This is a genomic window from Nocardia miyunensis NBRC 108239, assembly GCF_001613065.1.
Lineage (GTDB): Bacteria > Actinomycetota > Actinomycetes > Mycobacteriales > Mycobacteriaceae > Nocardia > Nocardia miyunensis.
In genome coordinates this window covers 1-16,525 of sequence record NZ_BDBQ01000069.1, presented here as the reverse complement: position 1 = coordinate 16,525, position 16,525 = coordinate 1, and the positions used below count along the sequence as shown (strand labels likewise).

Sequence of the window (16,525 nt, the reverse complement as noted above, 5' to 3'; positions counted from 1 at the left end):
GGACGCAATGTTCTACTGGCTGCTGAAGTACGTATTCCCGGGCCCGTTCATGCATCTATTCAATCGGCCGACGGTCGAAGGTGTGGAGAACATCCCGGCCGACGGACCGGTGATCCTCGCGGGCAATCATCTGTCGTTCACCGACTGGCTTTTCACGCCGTTGATGAGTCCGCGCCGGATCACCTATCTGGCCAAGGCCGAATACTTCACCACGCCCGGTATCAAGGGCCGTCTGCAGAAGTGGTTCTTCGCGGGCTCGGGTCAGTACCCGATCGATCGCAGCGGCGCCGACGCGGCGGAGAGCGCGCTGAACACCGCGCGCAAACTGCTGAACGAGGGCCGCGTGGTAGGGCTCTACCCGGAGGGCACCCGCTCGCCCGACGGGCGGCTCTACAAGGGCAAGACCGGTGTCGCGCGACTGGCGCTGGAGACCGGTGTCCCGGTGATTCCGGTCGCGCTGGTCGGCACCGACGAGGTCTGCCCGCCCGGACCTTTCCGCTGGCGGTTGCGCAAGGTCACGGTGGAGTTCGGCAAGCCGATCGACTTCTCCCGCTACGAGGGGATGGGCGGCAACCGTTTCGTGGAGCGCGCGGTCACCGACGAGATCATGTACGAGCTGATGCGGATGTCCGGGCGTGAGTACGTGGACGTCTACGCGTCCAGCCTGAAGAAGGGCGTGCCCTCGGGCAGCCGTCCCGATGCGGATCGGGTGCCCGAGTCGATGGCCGGTTAGATCCGGTTCACCCCGGGCCTCGATCACGTCGCACCCGGAAGAGCGCGTCGCATCACATGCGGCGCGCTTTTTCTATCGCCTCGAATTTGGCCAGATTGTGACGGGCGTCGGCGAGGGCGTCGTGCGCGTCCGCGGGGATCGGCGGCAGCGGCGGTCGTCCGGCCATCTCCCAGTGCTGACGAAGTTCGTTGGTGTAGCGGGGCATGGTGGTGGGCAGATCGACCATCGAACCCCACAGCTGGCACAGCGCGACGTGATCGTAGGCGCCGACCCAGGCCCACAGTTCGGGCTCGATGCCGGTGCGCGGAATCAGGAAACGGTAGATGTCGTCGCGGATCTGACGGCGGGTGCGCCACACCGGCGAGGCCGGGGCGGGGAGTTTGGGCAGCACGTTGCGCCGCACCCACGGCCCGGCCTTCTCCGGATCGAATTCGCTCGAGACCGCGTAGTACTCGCGTCCGTCCTCACAGACGATGCCGATCGAGACCAGGTCGATGGTGGTGCCGTCCTCGATGAATTCCGAGTCGTAGAAGTAGCGCACCGGTCGAGGTTACGGCGTGTTCGCCCCGCGTTCGCGAGCTGCCCCACCTCCGAGTTCGCACGCGTTCGCGGCCGAATCTATCCTTGTCTGGTGAACTGGACCGTCGACGTACCGATCGATCGCCTGCCGGAGTTGCCTCCGCTCCCCGCGGAAATGCGTCGTCGGCTCGACGACGCACTGGCCCGCACCGCGCTGCAGCAGCCGTCCTGGGATTCGGAGCAGGCCGAGCGGATGCGCACCGTGCTCGAGAGCGTCCCGCCGATCTGCGTCCCCGCCGAGGTCGAGGAGCTGCGCGGCCACCTCGCCGAGGTTGCGCGTGGTGAGGCGTTCCTGATGCAGGGCGGTGATTGCGCGGAGACGTTCGCCGACAACACCGAGCCGCACATCCGCGGCAATATCCGCACCCTGTTGCAGATGGCGGTGGTGCTGACCTACGGCGCGAGCCTGCCGGTGGTGAAGGTGGCCCGCATCGCGGGCCAGTACGCCAAGCCGCGCTCGGCCGACACCGATGCCAAGGGCCTCCGGTCCTACCGCGGTGACATGGTGAACTCGCTCGTCGCGGATGCCGCACTGCGCGAACACGATCCGTCGCGTCTGGTGCGCGCCTACGCCAACGCCAGCGCGGCGATGAATCTGGTGCGCGCGCTGACCGGCGCGGGCATGGCCGACCTGCACAAGGTGCACGACTGGAACCGGGATTTCGTCGCGCAGTCCCCGGCCGGAGCGCGGTACGAGCAGCTGGCCGAGGAGATCGACCGCGGCCTGCGGTTCATGACCGCCTGCCGGGTGCAGGATCCGAGTCTGCAGGCGGCCAAGATCTACGCCAGCCACGAGGCGCTTGTGCTCGACTACGAGCGCGCCATGCTGCGGCTGGCGTACAACGCCGCCGGTGATCCGGTGCTCTACGACCTGTCCGCGCATTTCCTGTGGATCGGTGAGCGCACCCGTCAGCTGGACGGTGCGCACATCGCGTTCGCGGAACTGCTGGCCAATCCGATCGGGCTCAAGATCGGTCCCGGCACCACTCCCGATCAGGCGGTGGAATATGTCGAGCGGCTCGATCCGAACAACGAGCCGGGCCGGTTGACGCTGGTGGCCCGGATGGGCAACAACAAGGTGCGCGAGGTGCTGCCGCCGATCATCGAGAAGGTGCAGGCGACCGGCCACCAGGTGATCTGGCAGTGCGATCCGATGCACGGCAACACCCACGAGTCCTCGACCGGGTACAAGACCCGGCACTTCGATCGGATCGTGGACGAGGTGCAGGGATTCTTCGAGGTGCATCATGCGCTGGGCACCCACCCCGGTGGTCTGCACATCGAGCTGACGGGTGAGGACGTCACCGAATGTCTCGGCGGCGCGCAGGACATCTCCGATCTGGATCTGGAGGATCGCTACGAGACGGCCTGCGATCCGCGCCTGAACACTCAGCAGTCGCTGGAGCTGGCCTTCCTCGTCGCCGAGATGCTGCGCTGATCGCCGGCGAGGAGGGGCGAGCAGCGGTGAACGTCGTATTCCGCGGGGCCGGTGTGTTGCGGGTGGATCCCGCCGATCGCACCATCCTGCGGTTGCTGCGCGACCGTGACCGGGACGGGATTCCCTCGGAGGTGGTGTTGCGCGACGGGAGCCGTCTGCTGATCTTCAACATCTCCTGGGGTTACGATCCGGCCGCGTTTTCGGCGCAGGTGACGACGAATATCAGCCCGAGTATCGGCGGGGTCTCGGTGGACGTGTTCACCACCGACAACGTCGTCGCGATCAACGATCCGGAGACCGGAGCCCCGTTGCTCGCGGTCGCCTGAGTGCCGCGCGGCCGGGCCATGAGGCCCGGTTGTGATCTGTGTTCGCCGTCCACGGCAGTGGGCTGGCGCGTGTAATTCTTTGTGCCCCTGCGGCTTTCGAAAACCTTGTGAAGGATCCGGGTATTCGGCGGAACCTGAGGTTAGCTGAACTGTTGCTGTATCGGAACTGGTGCGTTAGGTTTTCAGTATTGGTTCGCCGTCGCGGCGGACCGAAAGCGGGAAATAGCGTGAATTGCAGTGGGAGGACCCGATGCGCGCGATGCCGATAGCTGGTGAATTGCTTTCAGGAATAGGCCGACGCGCAGCCGAACGGCGGCGGGATCGGTATCCGACCGGTGCGGGAAATCGGCCGGTTCCCGCCACCACCGAGTTGGTCACGCACGAGACGATCGTCGACGGGCTCACGGTATCGGTCGTCATCGAACGGCCGGAGCTCGATCACGGCGGCGGCATCTGGCGGTGCCGGATCCGGGTGGCGCGCGGTGAGGCACGCCGGGAACAGTCCCAGGTCGTCGGAATCAGCTCGCAGGAAGTGCTCGGCCAGGCCATCGATCTGGCGGCGGACCGGCTCGGCATCAGCCGTTCGGACCTGCTGGCCGGTGCGAGCGTCGGAGCGCCGATCAGAACGGCAGGACAGTCAAGGTGATCGTGCTGCCCGGCGCGACATTGGTGCCGCCGAACGGCGTCTGCACGCGGACCGTGCCGCGATCGGTGCTGAACACCTGATTCAGCACCACCTTGAACCCCAGGCTCTCCAGTTCCGAGCGTGCCTTGCTCGCGCTCTTGCCCACCTCGTCGGGCACCTGCACCGCATTCGACACGATGAGCGTCACCGTACTGCCCGACAGCGCGGTGGTTCCCGCGGCCGGATCGGTGCCGATCACCTGATCGGCAGTCATCCGCGCGTCGAACTGGGTTCTGGTGTCCTGCACCGTGATTCCCACGCTCTGTAGCTCGGACTTGGCCTCGTCGACGCTCTTGCCGCTCACATCGGGCATGGTGACCCGCACGGATCCCTTGCTGCGGAACACCTTCACCTCGGCGCCCGCGGGCAGGACCGTGCCCGGCACCGGATTCAATTGCGCCACCGAGCCTTTCGGCGCGGTACTGGCGACCTCGCCGCTGTCCACCGGAACCAGGCCCTGATCGCGGATGGACTGCTCGACCGATTGCACATCCTGGCCCGAGCGGAACCGCGGCACCTGGGGTTTGCCGCTGGAGACCAGAATCGCGACCGTGGAACCCTTGAGCACCCGCGCGCCCGCGGACGGATCCGTGCCGACCACGCCGCCGACCGGGATGGTGTCCGAGGCCTTGTTGCGCTGCGTGATCGAGAATCCGGCCTGCTGCAATGTCGTGGTCGCCGCGGCGGTGTCCATGCCCGCGATCGCCGGGACCGCCGAATAGCGTTCGACGCCCAGATACCAGCCGCCGACGCCGAGTATCAGCGCCAGCGCCACCACGATCGCCGCCCAGATCATCACCCGACGACGGGAACGGTTCCGGTCGTCGTCGTATTCGGGATAGTAGGGCTCCCGCGTTTCGGGCCGTGCGGGGTAGCTCGGCGGCTCGGCACGCGAATGCGAGGTGGTCAGCACGCGGGTGTGCGGCGAGCCGGCCGGTTCGGCCGCGAGCCGGGTGGTGGCCGGTTCGCCGGGGGCGGGATGCTGCGGCGTGACCGGGCGATAGCGGGCGGACTGGTGTTCGGCGGATTCGCGCGGCGCGGGAACCCGGTAGGCGGGCAGATCCAGCTCCCGCACGATGCGGCGTAGCTCCGCGGCCATCTCGGTGGCGTCGGCGAATCGATGCGCGGGCTCGCGGGCGGTGGCCCGCGCGACCAGCTCGTCGAATTCCGGCGGCACGCCCTCGATGAACCGGCTGGGATTCGGGACGTCCTTCTCCACCCGCTGATAGGCGATCGACAGCGAGGTGTCGCCGGTGAACGGCGTTGCGCCGGTGAGCATTTCGAAGATCAGAATGCCGAAGGAGTACACGTCGCTGCGGGCGTCGGAGTTGCCGTTGGCGACCTGTTCGGGGGACAGGTACGCCGCGGTGCCCAGGATGACGCTCGAGGAGGTCATATTCGATCCCGCCACCGCGCGGACCAGCCCGAAGTCGGCGATCTTGACCTCACCGGCGTCGGAGATCAGGACGTTCTCGGGTTTGACGTCGCGATGGACCAGCCCGGCGCGATGCGCCACGCCGATCGCGGCCAGCACGGGCTCGGCGACCGCGGCCACCGCGTGCGGGGGCATCGGGCCGCGCTCGCGCAGGAGTTCGCGCAAAGTGCCGCCCTCGACCAGTTCCATGATCAGGAACGGGTGCTCGCCGTCGACGCCCTGGTCGTACACCGCGACCAGCGACGGGTGTTTGAGTTTGGCCACGGCGCGCGCCTCGAATTCGAAGCGGCTCAGGAATTGCGGATCCCCGGCGAACTGGGGATCCATCACCTTGATCGCGACCGGCCGGTCCAAGCGCGTGTCCACCCCGCGGAACACCATCGACATGCCGCCCCGGGCGATCGGCGCATCGATGCGGTAGCGCCCGTCCAGCATCTGGCCGATCAACTGCTGTCCTCCGCCTTCCACAAAGCTCTCACCTCTCGCTGTGCCACCGACGGCGGCACACTCTCACTGATGAGCATCGGCCGCCCCGGTGGCGGCACCACCGATCGTATAGGCGCGAACAGCAGACTACCGTTGTCCGCGTGAGCGCATTTCCATGCAGCAATGACGTGCTGCCGGAGTCTGTGACCCTGCTCGCCCTGCCCGATGTGGCCGAGCAACTGGGTATGGCCGTGACCCGAGTGCATCAGATGCTGCGAGATCATCAGATCATCGCGGTCCGGCGCGACGGCATCGCGGGCATCCCCGAGGACTTCTTCGACTCCGACGGCGCCGTTGCCAAGCACCTGACCGGCCTGATCACGGTCATGCGTGATGCGAAATACACCGACGAGGAGATCCTCGAATGGATCTACCTCGACGACGAATCCCTCCCCGGTCGCCCCATCGACGCCCTGCACGGTCCCCTGGCCCGGGAAGTGATCCGCCGAGCCGCGGCGGACCCGTTCTGAGCGGCGAGCCCTACTGAGGGGTGGTTATCGTCACCTGCGGGTGATCGCGCCCGGGAGGTGCCCTGCCGCTACGTGGAGACGGCGATGGCGGGGGACGACGACCCGGCGGGTGAAGATCTCGTAGTCGGCGTGCTCGATCTCGTCGAGGATCGCGGCGTAGAGCAGGGCGGCTGTGTCGATGGCCGGGCGGACTCGGGGGTGCAGCATGGCGATGCCGGGGGTGGCGGTGCGGTAGAGGGCTCGGTTGACGGCGATGAGGTGGGCCAGGGCGCGGCGTAGGCGCGGATCGGTGCGTCCGCTGCGGCGGCAGTGCCGCAGGAGGTTCTCGTCGACGCCGAACGCGGCCAGTTCGGTGGTCGGCAGGTACACCCGGTCCCGGTCGAGATCCTCGCCGACGTCGCGCAGGAAATTGGTCAGCTGGAACGCCTCGCCGAGAGCCGCGGCCGCCGGTTCGGCCTCGGCTACCGGCACGACCGTGCCGAGCACCGGCAGCAGCTGCAACCCGATCGCGGCCGCGGAACCGCGCATGTAGTCGCGTAACTCGGCCATCGTGCGGTATCTGTTCCGGAATCGCGCGCTGCCGGGCACGTCCATCCGCATGGCCTCGAGGAAGATCCAGAAGTGTTGCGGCGCAATGTGATAGCGGGTGATGGTGTCGGCGACGGCCGTCAGCACCGGATCGGGATCGAGCGGGCCGCGACGGTCGAGCCGCGCGCGCAGTTGCTCCTCGATCCGGTCCAGCCGGTCCACCGCTGCGGAATCGGTTGCGCCCGGGGCGATCTCGTGATCGACGATATCGTCCACCGTGCGCGCGAACGCGTACAGCGCGTGCACGGCCGGACGTTGCTCGGCCGACAGTAACCGGGTCGCCAGGAAATAGGTCCGGCCGTGCGCGGCGGCGATCCCCCGGCAGTGCCGGTAGGCCTCGGACAGCTCCCCGCTCGTGACCTCCGCGGCGGCGACCATCGTCATCGCGGTGATCGGACGCTGCCGGTCGGCTTGACGGAGCCCGCGCGCAATCGCAGCGGGTCGACATTGCGCAGCGACAACGCCGCCACCACCGCGGCGAAGGTGGCCGCCGCGACGTACCAGAAGTTGTACAGCCCGATGGCCCCACCCGGCTCGAACACCAGCATCAACCACGTGCACAGCCCGACCAGGAGCATCAGCGTCATCGTCGACATCGCGAATCCGGCGGCCAGCGCCAGCGGCCACGAGTAGTACCAGGGCAGCGCCGCCGGGGACAGCACGATGATCGCGACGAAGGCGATCAGAATGCCCAGCACGGCCTGCCGCTCGGTCAGCTTGAACCGCCACCAGGTCCAGATCAGGGCCACCACCAGCGCGACGGCGCACAGCGACCGGGTCCAGAACAGCACCGGCTCGAGCGCCCACGGCGTGAACCAGGTGACGATGTGCGCCATGATCGTCGGCAGCGACAGCCAGTTGATGATCTTCTTCGATCCCGACAGCGCGGTCAGCCAGCCGATGCCCACCCCGGCCGCGGCCGAGGCGGCGGCGAACACCACGGCGAACACCGAGATGCCCAGTCCGCCGATCTTGGCGAACGTCCAGATCGGATGTGGTAGCGGGCCCTCGTTCTTCGCGGCCCGGCGCTCACGTTCGTGGATCATCCAGATCCACACCAGGAACGGCAGCGCCACACCCGCGGTCGCCTTGATCGCCACCCCGATCGCGACCACCACGATGCCCGCGACGTGATGACGCTCGAGCACCAGCGCGATACCGGCGGCCATCAGGCCGACCATCAGCATCTCGTTGTGCACGCCGCCGATCAGGTGGATCAGCACCAGCGGATTGAGCACCGCCAGCCACAGCGCGACCGTCGGCTTACCGCCGAGATGTTTGGTCAGATGCGGGACCGCCCACATCATCAGGGCCAGACCGGGCAGCATCACCAGCCGCATGGCCCAGGTCCCGGCCACGACGTTGGCACCGGTGATGGTGGTGATCCACTTTCCCAGCAGCAGGAAGATCGGGCCGTAGGGCGCGGTGGTGGTGGTCCACACCGGACTCACGTTGTCCAGCAGGACGCCCGGATTGGCCACCGGGCCGACCTTGTACGGATCGAATCCGTCCCGCAGCAGAGCGCCCTGGGCCAGATACGAGTAGACGTCCTGGCTGAACATCGGCACCGCGAACAGCAGCGGGAAGATCCAGATGCCCACGATCGCGCGCAACTCGTTGAGCGTGACCGGGCTGTCCGGTGCGGTGCCGTTGCGCAGACCGGAGATCAGCCGGACACCGTCGTCGAAGCCGATCGTGATGCGGCCCAGCCGGACCCACGCCACGATCATCGACAGCACGCCCAGCCAGACGACGATCGTCGCCAGCGTGTAACCGTGACCGAATCGCAGCCACGACAGGTGCGCGGATTCCAGCAGCGGGTCGTTGCGGCGCACCGCGCCCGCGCCGAGGCCGCCGAGGGTGATCATCAGCGAGCCCCAGAAACCCAGGAACGCGGCGTGTCCCTCGGGGCTGCGCAGGAATTCACCGGCGAAACGCAGCCACCAGCCCAGGGTGCGCGGTCTCGCCGTGGCCTCGGTGTCCGGGGCCGCGGTGGTGATGGGTTCCGCGGTGGCGGTCGAAGGTTCGGGGGTCGGCATAGGTCGTCGTTCCCCCCGGGAATCGCGTGCGGTCGGAACCGCGGTCAGTAGGTCGCGGGCCAGTTTAATAGTCCTGTCGGGAACACTATCGCGCCGGTCGGCACGCATTGTATGTCGGCATGCCGGTAACTCACCCGGCAACTCCCGTCGTGGCGCTCGGCGATTCGGTCCGGTGCGCGCGCTCGGCCGGGAATCGGCCCGCATCGGGTCCGGTGCGACCGGTGATGCGCTGCGCGGCCAGCTTTCCCGACAGCAGCGTGGTCGGCACCCCGACCCCCGGCGTGGTCCCGCAACCGGCCAGGACGACGTTGTCCGCCGAACGGGGCAGATTGCGGGTGCGGAACGGACCGGTCTGCCGGAACAGATGGGCCGCGGAGAACGGGGTTCCGGCGATCATGCCCTGATCGGCCCAGGTGCGCGGGGTGTCCAGATGGTCGACGGCGAAGTGTTCGGCGATGCCGCGATAGCCGCGCTGTTCCAGCACGCCCAGCAGCTCGCGCAGGTAGGCCGGGCCCAGGCGGGGCCAATCCAGCGGCGCGGCAACCAGATTCGGGCAGGGAGCCAGCAGCGAGAACGGCTCGTGCCGGGTGTCGCGCTCGATGAACAGGCCGGGATCGCTGAGGGCGGGCCGGGTCAGCAGCAGCGACGGATCGCTCATCGTCCGGCCCCGGCCGCGTCGCGCGGCGATCTCGGTGAACGTGCGGTCCCAGGCACGGCCGAATTCGATGGTGTGGTGGGCCTGCACGGGCCACCGCGCGGCGACCTCGGCCGGAATCGTGCCGTGCGCGACGACCGCCGAGGGCGCCGCGCGCAGCGGACGCCGCCGGCTGATCCCGAACCTGGGCAGCGAGCCCAGATCGGCGGTGAGCACCACCGCATCGCAGTCGTAGGTCCCCGCGGCGGTGCGCACCCGGTGTGCGCGGCCGTCGCGGTAGTCGATCCCGGTCACCTCGACGCCCAGTTCGAGCCGCCCGCCCGCATCGACGAACGCGCCGGCCAGGGCCGCGGTCACCGCGCGCATACCGCCCTCGGGGAAGTACACGCCCAGGCAGGTGTCCATGTGCGGGATCGCCCCGTACACCCCGAGCGCCCGCGCGGGAGCCATCCCGGCGTACAGGGCCTGGAAGGTGAACAGCCGGGCCAGCCGCTCGTCGCGCAGGATCCGCCCGACCCGTGGCCCGAGTCGCCCGAACGCTCCCGCACGCACCAGTTCGCGCAGCGCCGCGCGCTTGCGGGCGATGGTGACCATGTCGAGCGGGGAGTCGAAGTTGGTGTCCATGAATTCGCCGTAAGCGGCCCCGTAGACGCGGGCCAGCCAGGCACGCAGCCGCCGATACCGGGCGACCTCGTCCGGACCGCAGGCGCGGGCCACCTCGGCGGCCATCTGCTCCGGATCCGAGAACACCGAGATGACCGACTCGTCGGCGAAACGCGCCCGATAGGCCGGGGCGAGGCGGTGGATGCGCAGCCCCCGCGAGACACTGTCCTGCCCGACCGCCCCCAGCGCCTCATCGATGAGTCCTGGAACGGTGAGAACCGTTGCCCCGGAATCGATCTCATAGTCCGGCCCGCGATACACCCCGACCCGCCCGCCGGGATGATCCGCTCGCTCGAGCACGGTGACCGCGCGTCCTGCGCCGGTGAGATGCAGGGCCGCGGACAACCCGGACAGTCCCGCGCCGACCACGATCACGCGGTCGGTGCGCCCGGTGATCGTCCTCATGCGACGCGTCTGGTGGCGGCCACGGCCATCGCCTCGAGCCGGCGCTTGGCCTCCGGCGTCGCCGAACATCCGGCCAGGGCCGCCAGGCCGCGCTCGGTGAGTTCGGTGATGCGGCGTTCCACGTCCTGGACCGCGCCCAGTCCGGTGATGACCTCGCGCAACCGGCTCACCTCGTCCGAGGTCAGATCCGTGCCCAGTCGGTTGCGCAGCAACTCGGCCGCGGCCGGATCGGCGGCATCGGCGCGGCGCAGCGCCTCCGCGATCAGCACGGTGCGCTTGCCCTCGCGCAGATCGTCGCCGGAGGGTTTGCCGGTCACGGCGGGATCGCCGAAGACGCCGAGCAGATCGTCCCGCAGCTGGAAGGCCAGGCCGATATCGGTGCCGAAGGTGCGATAGGCCGTGATCAGCGGCGGATCGGCATCGGCCAGGGCCGCGCCCAGATGCAGCGGCCGCTCGATCGTGTAGGAGGCGGTCTTGTAGCGGTTGACCCGCATCGCCGACTCCACCGAATCGTCCTCGCCCGCCTCGCCGTGGATGTCCAGCAGTTGCCCGCCCAGCACCTCGGTGCGCATGGCCGCCCAGACCGGGGTGAACCGGGCGCGCGCGGCCGGGTCGAGCCGGGCCCCCGCGACCATGTCGTCGGCCCACGCCAGGGCCAGATCACCGATCAGGATGCCGACGCTGATGCCGAAATGTCCTGCGTCACCGCCCCATTCGCGGTCGGTGTGGCGATGTTCGAAATCCGCGTGCACGGTCGGGAAGCCGCGCCGGGTGCGCGAGGAATCGATGATGTCGTCGTGGATCAGCGCGCAGGCCTGCACCAGTTCCAGCGCCGCGCAGGCTTGCAGTACCGCCGGGGCCTGCGGTCCGTCCGGATCACCGCCCGCACCCAGCCAGCCCGTCCAGGCGAACGCCGGACGGGTGCGTTTTCCGCCGCGCAGCACGAAGTTCTGCAGCGCCTCGCTCGCATCGATGAAGACCGGGCCCAGCCCGGCGACGATCTCGCGACGCGTGGCGAAGAACCGATTCAGCGCCTCGGCGACGGCGCTGACCAACCCGGCGGAATCCGCTGCCGGGCCCGGACGTGTCGAGGTATCGGCCGACAACGGAACCTCCCAGGGTGACTTACCGCGACAGCACCGGTGAAAAACGCTGACGCATATGGTTCGGACGCGCGGGCGCCCCTGGATTGGAACGATACTGCGTCGGCTTTCGCCCCGGTCGCGGCGGACGGCCCCGCCGAGCGGGGAGGTCGTCCCACTACACTGGGTCGGTGAGTTTCGACAACGTACGGGGACGATCGACCCCAGGCCGACCCCGCCCGCCGCAGGTTTCCGGAACTCCCTCCGTCGTGGGGCGTCTGGGGCCGCGGCCCGACGGCAGCATTCCGTTCTCGGTGGAGTTCAATCCACCGCGTGATGCGGCCGCCGAGGCTCGACTGTGGCGTGCGGCACGTGAATTCGAGCGCATGCATCCGGCCTTCGTCTCGATGACCTACGGCGCCGGCGGCTCCACCCGCGACCGTACCGCCCGGGTCACCGGGGAGCTGGCGCAGGAGACGACACTGCTCACGGTCGCGCATCTGACCGCCGTCGCGCACAGCGTCGCCGAGCTGCGTTCGATCGTGGGCGTCTACGCCGACGCCGGAATCCGCAATCTGCTGGTGCTGCGCGGCGATCCGCCCGGTGATCCGCTGGGGGAGTGGCAGCGGCATCCCGAGGGCGTCGAATACGCCGAGGAACTCGTGCGCATGGTGCGCGATCTGGGTGATTTCCACGTCGGGGTGGCGTCGTTCCCGCAGGGGCATCACCGGTCGCCGGACCTGGACCACGACACCCGCTTCCTGTGCGCGAAACTCCGTGCGGGCGCGGAATATTCGATCACGCAGATGTTCTTCGACGTGGACGACTATCTGCGCTTGCGGGATCGGGTCAGCGCGTTCGATCCGGTGCAGGGCGACAAGCCGATCATCCCGGAGCTGATGCCGATCACCTCGCTGCGGACCGTGCAGCGCGCCGAGGAACTGTCCGGCCGCCCCCTTCCCACCGCACTGATGACCCGGCTGGAGCGGGCCGCGGGCAACGATCCCGAGGCCAACCGCGACGCGGTGCGCGAGGTCGGTATCGAGATCGCCACCGAGATCGGTCAGCGGCTGATTGCCGAAGGTGCGCCGTGCCTGCATTTCATCACGCTGAACTTCGCCAAGGCCACCACCGAGGTGCTCACCAATCTCGGATACACCGTGGCACAGAAGCCGGTCGAAGCTTGATCGGCGTTTCGCGGGCGGATTAACCGCTGATGTGCTGATACGGCGCGTACAGTCACGCGCACCCGTGAGGACCCGGGAACCGTGACTACTAGGAGAATGCCGATGGCCGTATTGCGCAGTCTCGTCCGTGTGGCCGGTGCGGTGGGCGCTTGCGCCGCGCTGGCCTGCACCGGTTTCACCGCCGCGTCGGCGGCGCCACCGGGCCCGTCCGCGGCCGACGCCGCGTCGGCGGTGGAAACGGCCTGGCACGGCGCTGTCGCGCAGACCGACGCGCTGGGTGCGTATCGGCAGGCGATCGAGGGATTGCGGCAGTTCGGGATGGATCCGTTCCTGTATCCGTCGGCCTCGGCGTTCTGCGCGGACGGGAGCACGATGGGCCTGGTCCCGGCCATCGCGGGCGCGGTGCCCGGCCCGTGGCCGAAGACCACGGTGAGCGTGCCGGGCACGGATCTGTCCGCCGTCAAGGCCGGGCACACGATGTTCGCCTTCGTGCCCTACGGGATGGGGCCCGACGGCGCCGACACCTCCGGGATGCAGGTGGCCTGGTTGAACACCAACACCGGGCAGAGCGGACTGACCCAGATGGGCTCGGTATCCGATGTGGCCGCGTCCATGGTGCCGCCGCAGGTGCCGCCCGCGATGCGCCCGCTCGCCCAGCAGGCCGTCGAGAACTTCCTGGGCACGGCACTGCCCCGGGGCGGCGTGCGCGCGGTCCCGGTCGACACCGGCTCGGGAACCGTCCTGGCCGCCGTCTTCGGCTCCGTGCGCAACGGCAACCGAACCTGCCTGTTCCTGCCCACCGTGGGCGTCACCAGGGTCAGCTGACCTGTTCCACCGAGCCCGCCCGGCGAAACAGCCGGGCGGCAACCGGATTCGTTCGAATCAGCCGTTGGTTGCGGCTGCCACGCAACTTCTCACGCGGTTCGTCGTCCGTGTCGTGTCAACCCGACGGCGGAACGATCAGGCGGGCAATCGGATTCGCGAAATCAGCCGACGCGTTCGGCGACGGTGCGACCTTTCCAGGTGAGTGTTCCCGATCGGTGTAGGCGATGGGAGCGGATGGACAGGCGTAGGTAGGCGGCCACCGACAAGGGGTGGGCGAGCGCCGCGGGGATGTCCGAGAGGGTGAGTGCCCCACCGGATTCCAGGGAGCGGGCGGTCAGGCGGCTCGCGACCGCGCAGGCGTAGCCGAGCAGGCCGATCCGGCGGGTGACGCCCCGGCCGAACACGGCCGCGAGGGGAGGGGCGCAGAAGGCCAGGGCGGCTGTCGCGCCCACCGCGGCACTGCCCGCCGCGGAACCGTAGGCCGACCACAGCCATCGGGTGTATCCGGTGTCGAGTTCGGTTGCGCCCCGGTACATCCGGGTGTTCGCGATGCGGCCCGCGGAGACCAGCACGGTGCGTCGTCCGGTCCGGCGTACCGCCCGCGCCAGCGCGAGATCCTCGGTGACGTGCGTGGCGACCGCGGCGTGCCCGCCCGCCGCGCGGTAGGCGGCCGCGTCGAAGGCCAGGAACTGCCCGCAGGACACCGCCGTGGCGGGGCGCAGGCTGCGCCCCGCCAGGCGCACCGGCAGCGTCGCGGCCCACGACCAGCACAGCAGCGGCTGGACCAGCGCTTCGGCGAACGATCCGGTCAGCTGGCGCGGCCACGGCGACACCAATCCCGCACCGGTGCGGCGCAATTCGCCCACCGCGGCGGCGATCGCACCCGCCCCGATCCGGACGTCGGCGTCGAGGAAGATCAGCGCGCCCGCGGGCGGGTCGTCGGAATCAGCACTCGCCCAGGCGATCTCGGTCAGGCGGGCGCAGGCGGCGGATTTCCCGGTCCAGCCCGGCCGCGGTTCGCTCTGCGCGGTGATGATGGTGAACCGCTCGTCGTCTCCGGCCGCCGCGACCGCCGCGTCGTAGGTGTCGTCCCCGGACCCGTCGTCCAGGATCAACACGCGCATCCGCGAAACTCCGTGCTGCCCACGCAGATCCGCGATCAGGCCCGGCAGCCGCGCCGCCTCGTTCCGCGCCGGGACGCATACGGTCACCGGTTCGATCACCGGCGGGCCCACGACCCCGAGCCGCCGCACGGTGAGCCGGTTCAGCACCGTCAGGGCACAGCCCGTCAATGAGACGGCCGTCCCGGCGGCGACCGCTCCTGTCACCAGAGTGCTTCTCATACGTTTCCGTTCTCGCGGTATCCGCGGTCGTTCCGCCCCGATGCCAGGTACATCCCCGCGGGGCGGCGCGATGTGACATCCACCGCACGTTCGCGGTGGGTCAGACCTTCTCGCGCGTGCGGGTCTCGCGCAGCCGGGCGATGTAGTTCGGGGTCGGATTGCGGCTCAGGTAGGCGATGACGGCGACCAGCGCGGCGACGGCCAGGGTGATACCGCCGACGATTCCGGCCCACCCGGCGAACGAGCGGGTGTTCGGGTCGGCGTAGCTGGCCTCGGCGTGCACGGTGCTCTCATCGCCGGCGGGCAGTTTCCAGGACACCACGGAATCGCCTTCCCGGGTGCCGTTGGTGGTGGCCACCCGGGCCGGGAAGGCGACGGTGAACTGGACGTCCGACCCCTGGGGTGGCACCGACTTCAGGTCCGCGCGGCCATTGAGCGTGACCAGGTCGCCGGTCCGGACGAACTGCAGGGTGAACATGCCCTGCGTCTGATCGGACAGACCGCCGAGCTCGCCGACCTCACCGAAGGTCAGATCGTCGAAGTACACCTGACTGCCCACGTACCCGTCCTGGCTGTACGACTCGATGCGGACCTTGGCGGCCAGCGTGCCCGGCGCCTTGAGCTGCGGGCCCTTGTCCTTGTCGTTGGCCGGGACCACCGCGACGACGATATGGCCGGACACCCGGTCGTTCGAGGACACGCCCATCGAGACCTGGACCCGCAGGCAGCCTGCCAGCAGCGGCAGCAGCATGGCCAGCAGTAATACCGCCGACCAGGCGCGACGGCGCGTCGGGGTCTTCGTGCCGCGGCGCGATGGTGCGCTCGTGACGTCGGGCATCGGTGGTGTCGGACTCGGCTGCACGGGTCACATCGTGCCATGGCCCGCCGAGCGGACCGGCATGCGACGGGCCGAGGTGTACAGCAGCGGAACGCCGAGCAGGCCGAGTCCGAGGAATCCGTACCCGGCCGAGGCGGGCAGGCCCAGGAAGACCGCGTGGGCCAGGGTGGAGCCGAGCCAGGTCCACAGGAAGACCGCCACCGGGACAGCGGGCCTGCGGTCCGCGGGGGCGTCGGTGCGGTCCAGCAGTTCCAGTAATGCCGCCATCAGCAGTGCGACGGCGAACCAGCCCGGATAGTTGGTCCAGGGGATGTGCGGCGTCCCCGGCAGTCCGGGCAGCGGTGAGCACCAGGACCACTGTCCGGCGGACACCATCTGCGGGTCCAGGAACAGATCCCAGCCGACCGCGCCCACCGCGGTCAGCGGGATACGTGTCCGCGCCCGCGGTGATCCCGGCGGACACAGCAGTCCGGCCACGATCCAGACCGGATACAGCCCGCCCGTCCAGGCCAGCGGCACGAGCAGCGGCACACCGGCCAGTTCGGGACCGAGCCGGTCGTGCGCGTAGGCGTAGCAGCCGAAGGGGAATCCCGTTGCCACGCCCACGATCTCGGCGGCGAGCCCGAGTCCGGACACGATCAGCAGCAGTCCGGCCGCCCAGCGCGGACCGCGGGTCGCCCAGGCGTGCGCGAGCGCGGTGATCGCGGACAGCAGCACCACGGCCGCGGTCACCCGGTCCCGGCCGACG

The 16,525-nt window shown here is 69.3% G+C and carries 16 protein-coding genes; 7 read left to right on the top strand and 9 right to left on the bottom strand.

The genetic code is table 11. From position 1 onward, the window contains the following. Positions 1-7 precede the first annotated feature (7 nt). Positions 8-733, top strand: coding sequence for a lysophospholipid acyltransferase family protein (locus NM2_RS29065; protein ID WP_067675166.1), 726 nt, complete (start codon positions 8-10; stop codon positions 731-733). A gap of 52 nt (positions 734-785) precedes the next feature. On the opposite strand, the gene NM2_RS29060 is transcribed toward NM2_RS29065, so the two are convergent. After that, on the bottom strand, positions 786-1,274 hold the full coding sequence (locus NM2_RS29060; protein ID WP_067675163.1) for a polyadenylate-specific 3'-exoribonuclease AS: 489 nt from the start codon (positions 1,272-1,274) through the stop codon (positions 786-788). 90 nt (positions 1,275-1,364) lie between these two features. On the opposite strand from NM2_RS29060, the gene NM2_RS29055 reads away from it, so the two are divergent. The 3 genes from NM2_RS29055 (at position 1,365) to NM2_RS29045 (ending at position 3,722) form a co-directional block, all read left to right on the top strand. Beyond that, the gene (locus NM2_RS29055; RefSeq protein WP_067675160.1) at positions 1,365-2,750 is read left to right on the top strand and encodes a class II 3-deoxy-7-phosphoheptulonate synthase; all 1,386 of its coding nucleotides are present in this window, start codon (positions 1,365-1,367) and stop codon (positions 2,748-2,750) included. 26 nt (positions 2,751-2,776) lie between these two features. Then, positions 2,777-3,076: a hypothetical protein gene (locus tag NM2_RS29050; protein ID WP_067675157.1), complete on the top strand. Its 300-nt coding sequence runs from the start codon at positions 2,777-2,779 to the stop codon at positions 3,074-3,076. Between the two features lie 277 nt (positions 3,077-3,353). Continuing rightward, complete coding sequence (locus tag NM2_RS29045) at positions 3,354-3,722, top strand: hypothetical protein (RefSeq protein ID WP_245718270.1); 369 nt, start codon at positions 3,354-3,356, stop codon at positions 3,720-3,722. Here NM2_RS29045 and pknB read toward each other — a convergent pair. After that, a complete protein-coding gene (gene pknB, locus NM2_RS29040) occupies positions 3,697-5,664 on the bottom strand; it encodes a Stk1 family PASTA domain-containing Ser/Thr kinase (RefSeq protein ID WP_157121377.1) in 1,968 nt (655 codons plus the stop codon). The genes NM2_RS29045 and pknB overlap by 26 nt on opposite strands. A gap of 119 nt (positions 5,665-5,783) precedes the next feature. Here pknB and NM2_RS29035 point away from each other — a divergent pair, with 119 nt between their 5' ends. Beyond that, positions 5,784-6,152 carry an Rv2175c family DNA-binding protein gene (locus tag NM2_RS29035; protein ID WP_067675151.1) on the top strand — a complete coding sequence of 123 codons (369 nt, stop codon included), beginning with the start codon at positions 5,784-5,786 and terminating at the stop codon, positions 6,150-6,152. A 30-nt stretch (positions 6,153-6,182) separates the two neighbouring features. On the opposite strand, the gene NM2_RS29030 is transcribed toward NM2_RS29035, so the two are convergent. From NM2_RS29030 to NM2_RS29015, 4 genes are all read right to left on the bottom strand, one after another. Next, a complete protein-coding gene (locus tag NM2_RS29030; protein WP_067675148.1) occupies positions 6,183-7,124 on the bottom strand; it encodes a phytoene/squalene synthase family protein in 942 nt (313 codons plus the stop codon). After that, on the bottom strand, positions 7,121-8,779 hold the full coding sequence (locus tag NM2_RS29025; RefSeq protein ID WP_084531663.1) for an alpha-(1->6)-mannopyranosyltransferase A: 1,659 nt from the start codon (positions 8,777-8,779) through the stop codon (positions 7,121-7,123). The genes NM2_RS29030 and NM2_RS29025 overlap by 4 nt, the downstream gene beginning before the upstream one ends. 130 nt (positions 8,780-8,909) lie before the next feature. Beyond that, positions 8,910-10,502 (bottom strand): phytoene desaturase family protein, encoded by a 1,593-nt coding sequence (crtI, locus tag NM2_RS29020; RefSeq protein ID WP_084531662.1) that lies wholly within the window; start codon positions 10,500-10,502, stop codon positions 8,910-8,912. After that, positions 10,499-11,608, bottom strand: a complete 1,110-nt coding sequence (locus NM2_RS29015; RefSeq protein WP_067675145.1) for a polyprenyl synthetase family protein — start codon at positions 11,606-11,608, stop codon at positions 10,499-10,501. Before NM2_RS29015 ends, crtI begins: the two co-directional genes overlap by 4 nt. A gap of 167 nt (positions 11,609-11,775) precedes the next feature. Here NM2_RS29015 and NM2_RS29010 point away from each other — a divergent pair, with 167 nt between their 5' ends. Together NM2_RS29010 and NM2_RS29005 are read left to right on the top strand one after the other, a co-directional pair. Beyond that, complete coding sequence (locus tag NM2_RS29010) at positions 11,776-12,771, top strand: methylenetetrahydrofolate reductase (protein ID WP_067675142.1); 996 nt, start codon at positions 11,776-11,778, stop codon at positions 12,769-12,771. Positions 12,772-12,873: 102 nt separating this feature from the next. Continuing rightward, on the top strand, positions 12,874-13,596 hold the full coding sequence (locus tag NM2_RS29005) for a hypothetical protein (RefSeq protein ID WP_067675271.1): 723 nt from the start codon (positions 12,874-12,876) through the stop codon (positions 13,594-13,596). 161 nt (positions 13,597-13,757) lie between these two features. On the opposite strand, the gene NM2_RS29000 is transcribed toward NM2_RS29005, so the two are convergent. From NM2_RS29000 to NM2_RS28990, 3 genes are all read right to left on the bottom strand, one after another. Beyond that, on the bottom strand, positions 13,758-14,939 hold the full coding sequence (locus NM2_RS29000; RefSeq protein WP_067675139.1) for a glycosyltransferase family 2 protein: 1,182 nt from the start codon (positions 14,937-14,939) through the stop codon (positions 13,758-13,760). Between the two features lie 100 nt (positions 14,940-15,039). Next, positions 15,040-15,777 carry an LppM family (lipo)protein gene (locus NM2_RS28995; protein WP_067675136.1) on the bottom strand — a complete coding sequence of 246 codons (738 nt, stop codon included), beginning with the start codon at positions 15,775-15,777 and terminating at the stop codon, positions 15,040-15,042. A 27-nt stretch (positions 15,778-15,804) separates the two neighbouring features. Beyond that, positions 15,805-16,525 (bottom strand): carotenoid biosynthesis protein (locus NM2_RS28990; RefSeq protein ID WP_067675132.1); only part of this gene is annotated, 721 nt, incomplete at its 5' end.

Coding starts and splice junctions, on each gene's coding strand:
- NM2_RS28995 (WP_067675136.1), bottom strand. CDS start 15,777: ATGCCCGACGTCACGAGCGCACCATCGCGCCGCGGCACGAAGACCCCG.
- NM2_RS29030 (WP_067675148.1), bottom strand. CDS start 7,124: ATGACGATGGTCGCCGCCGCGGAGGTCACGAGCGGGGAGCTGTCCGAG.
- NM2_RS29000 (WP_067675139.1), bottom strand. CDS start 14,939: ATGAGAAGCACTCTGGTGACAGGAGCGGTCGCCGCCGGGACGGCCGTC.
- NM2_RS29025 (WP_084531663.1), bottom strand. CDS start 8,779: ATGCCGACCCCCGAACCTTCGACCGCCACCGCGGAACCCATCACCACC.
- NM2_RS29065 (WP_067675166.1), top strand. CDS start 8: ATGTTCTACTGGCTGCTGAAGTACGTATTCCCGGGCCCGTTCATGCAT.
- crtI (WP_084531662.1), bottom strand. CDS start 10,502: ATGAGGACGATCACCGGGCGCACCGACCGCGTGATCGTGGTCGGCGCG.
- NM2_RS29005 (WP_067675271.1), top strand. CDS start 12,874: ATGGCCGTATTGCGCAGTCTCGTCCGTGTGGCCGGTGCGGTGGGCGCT.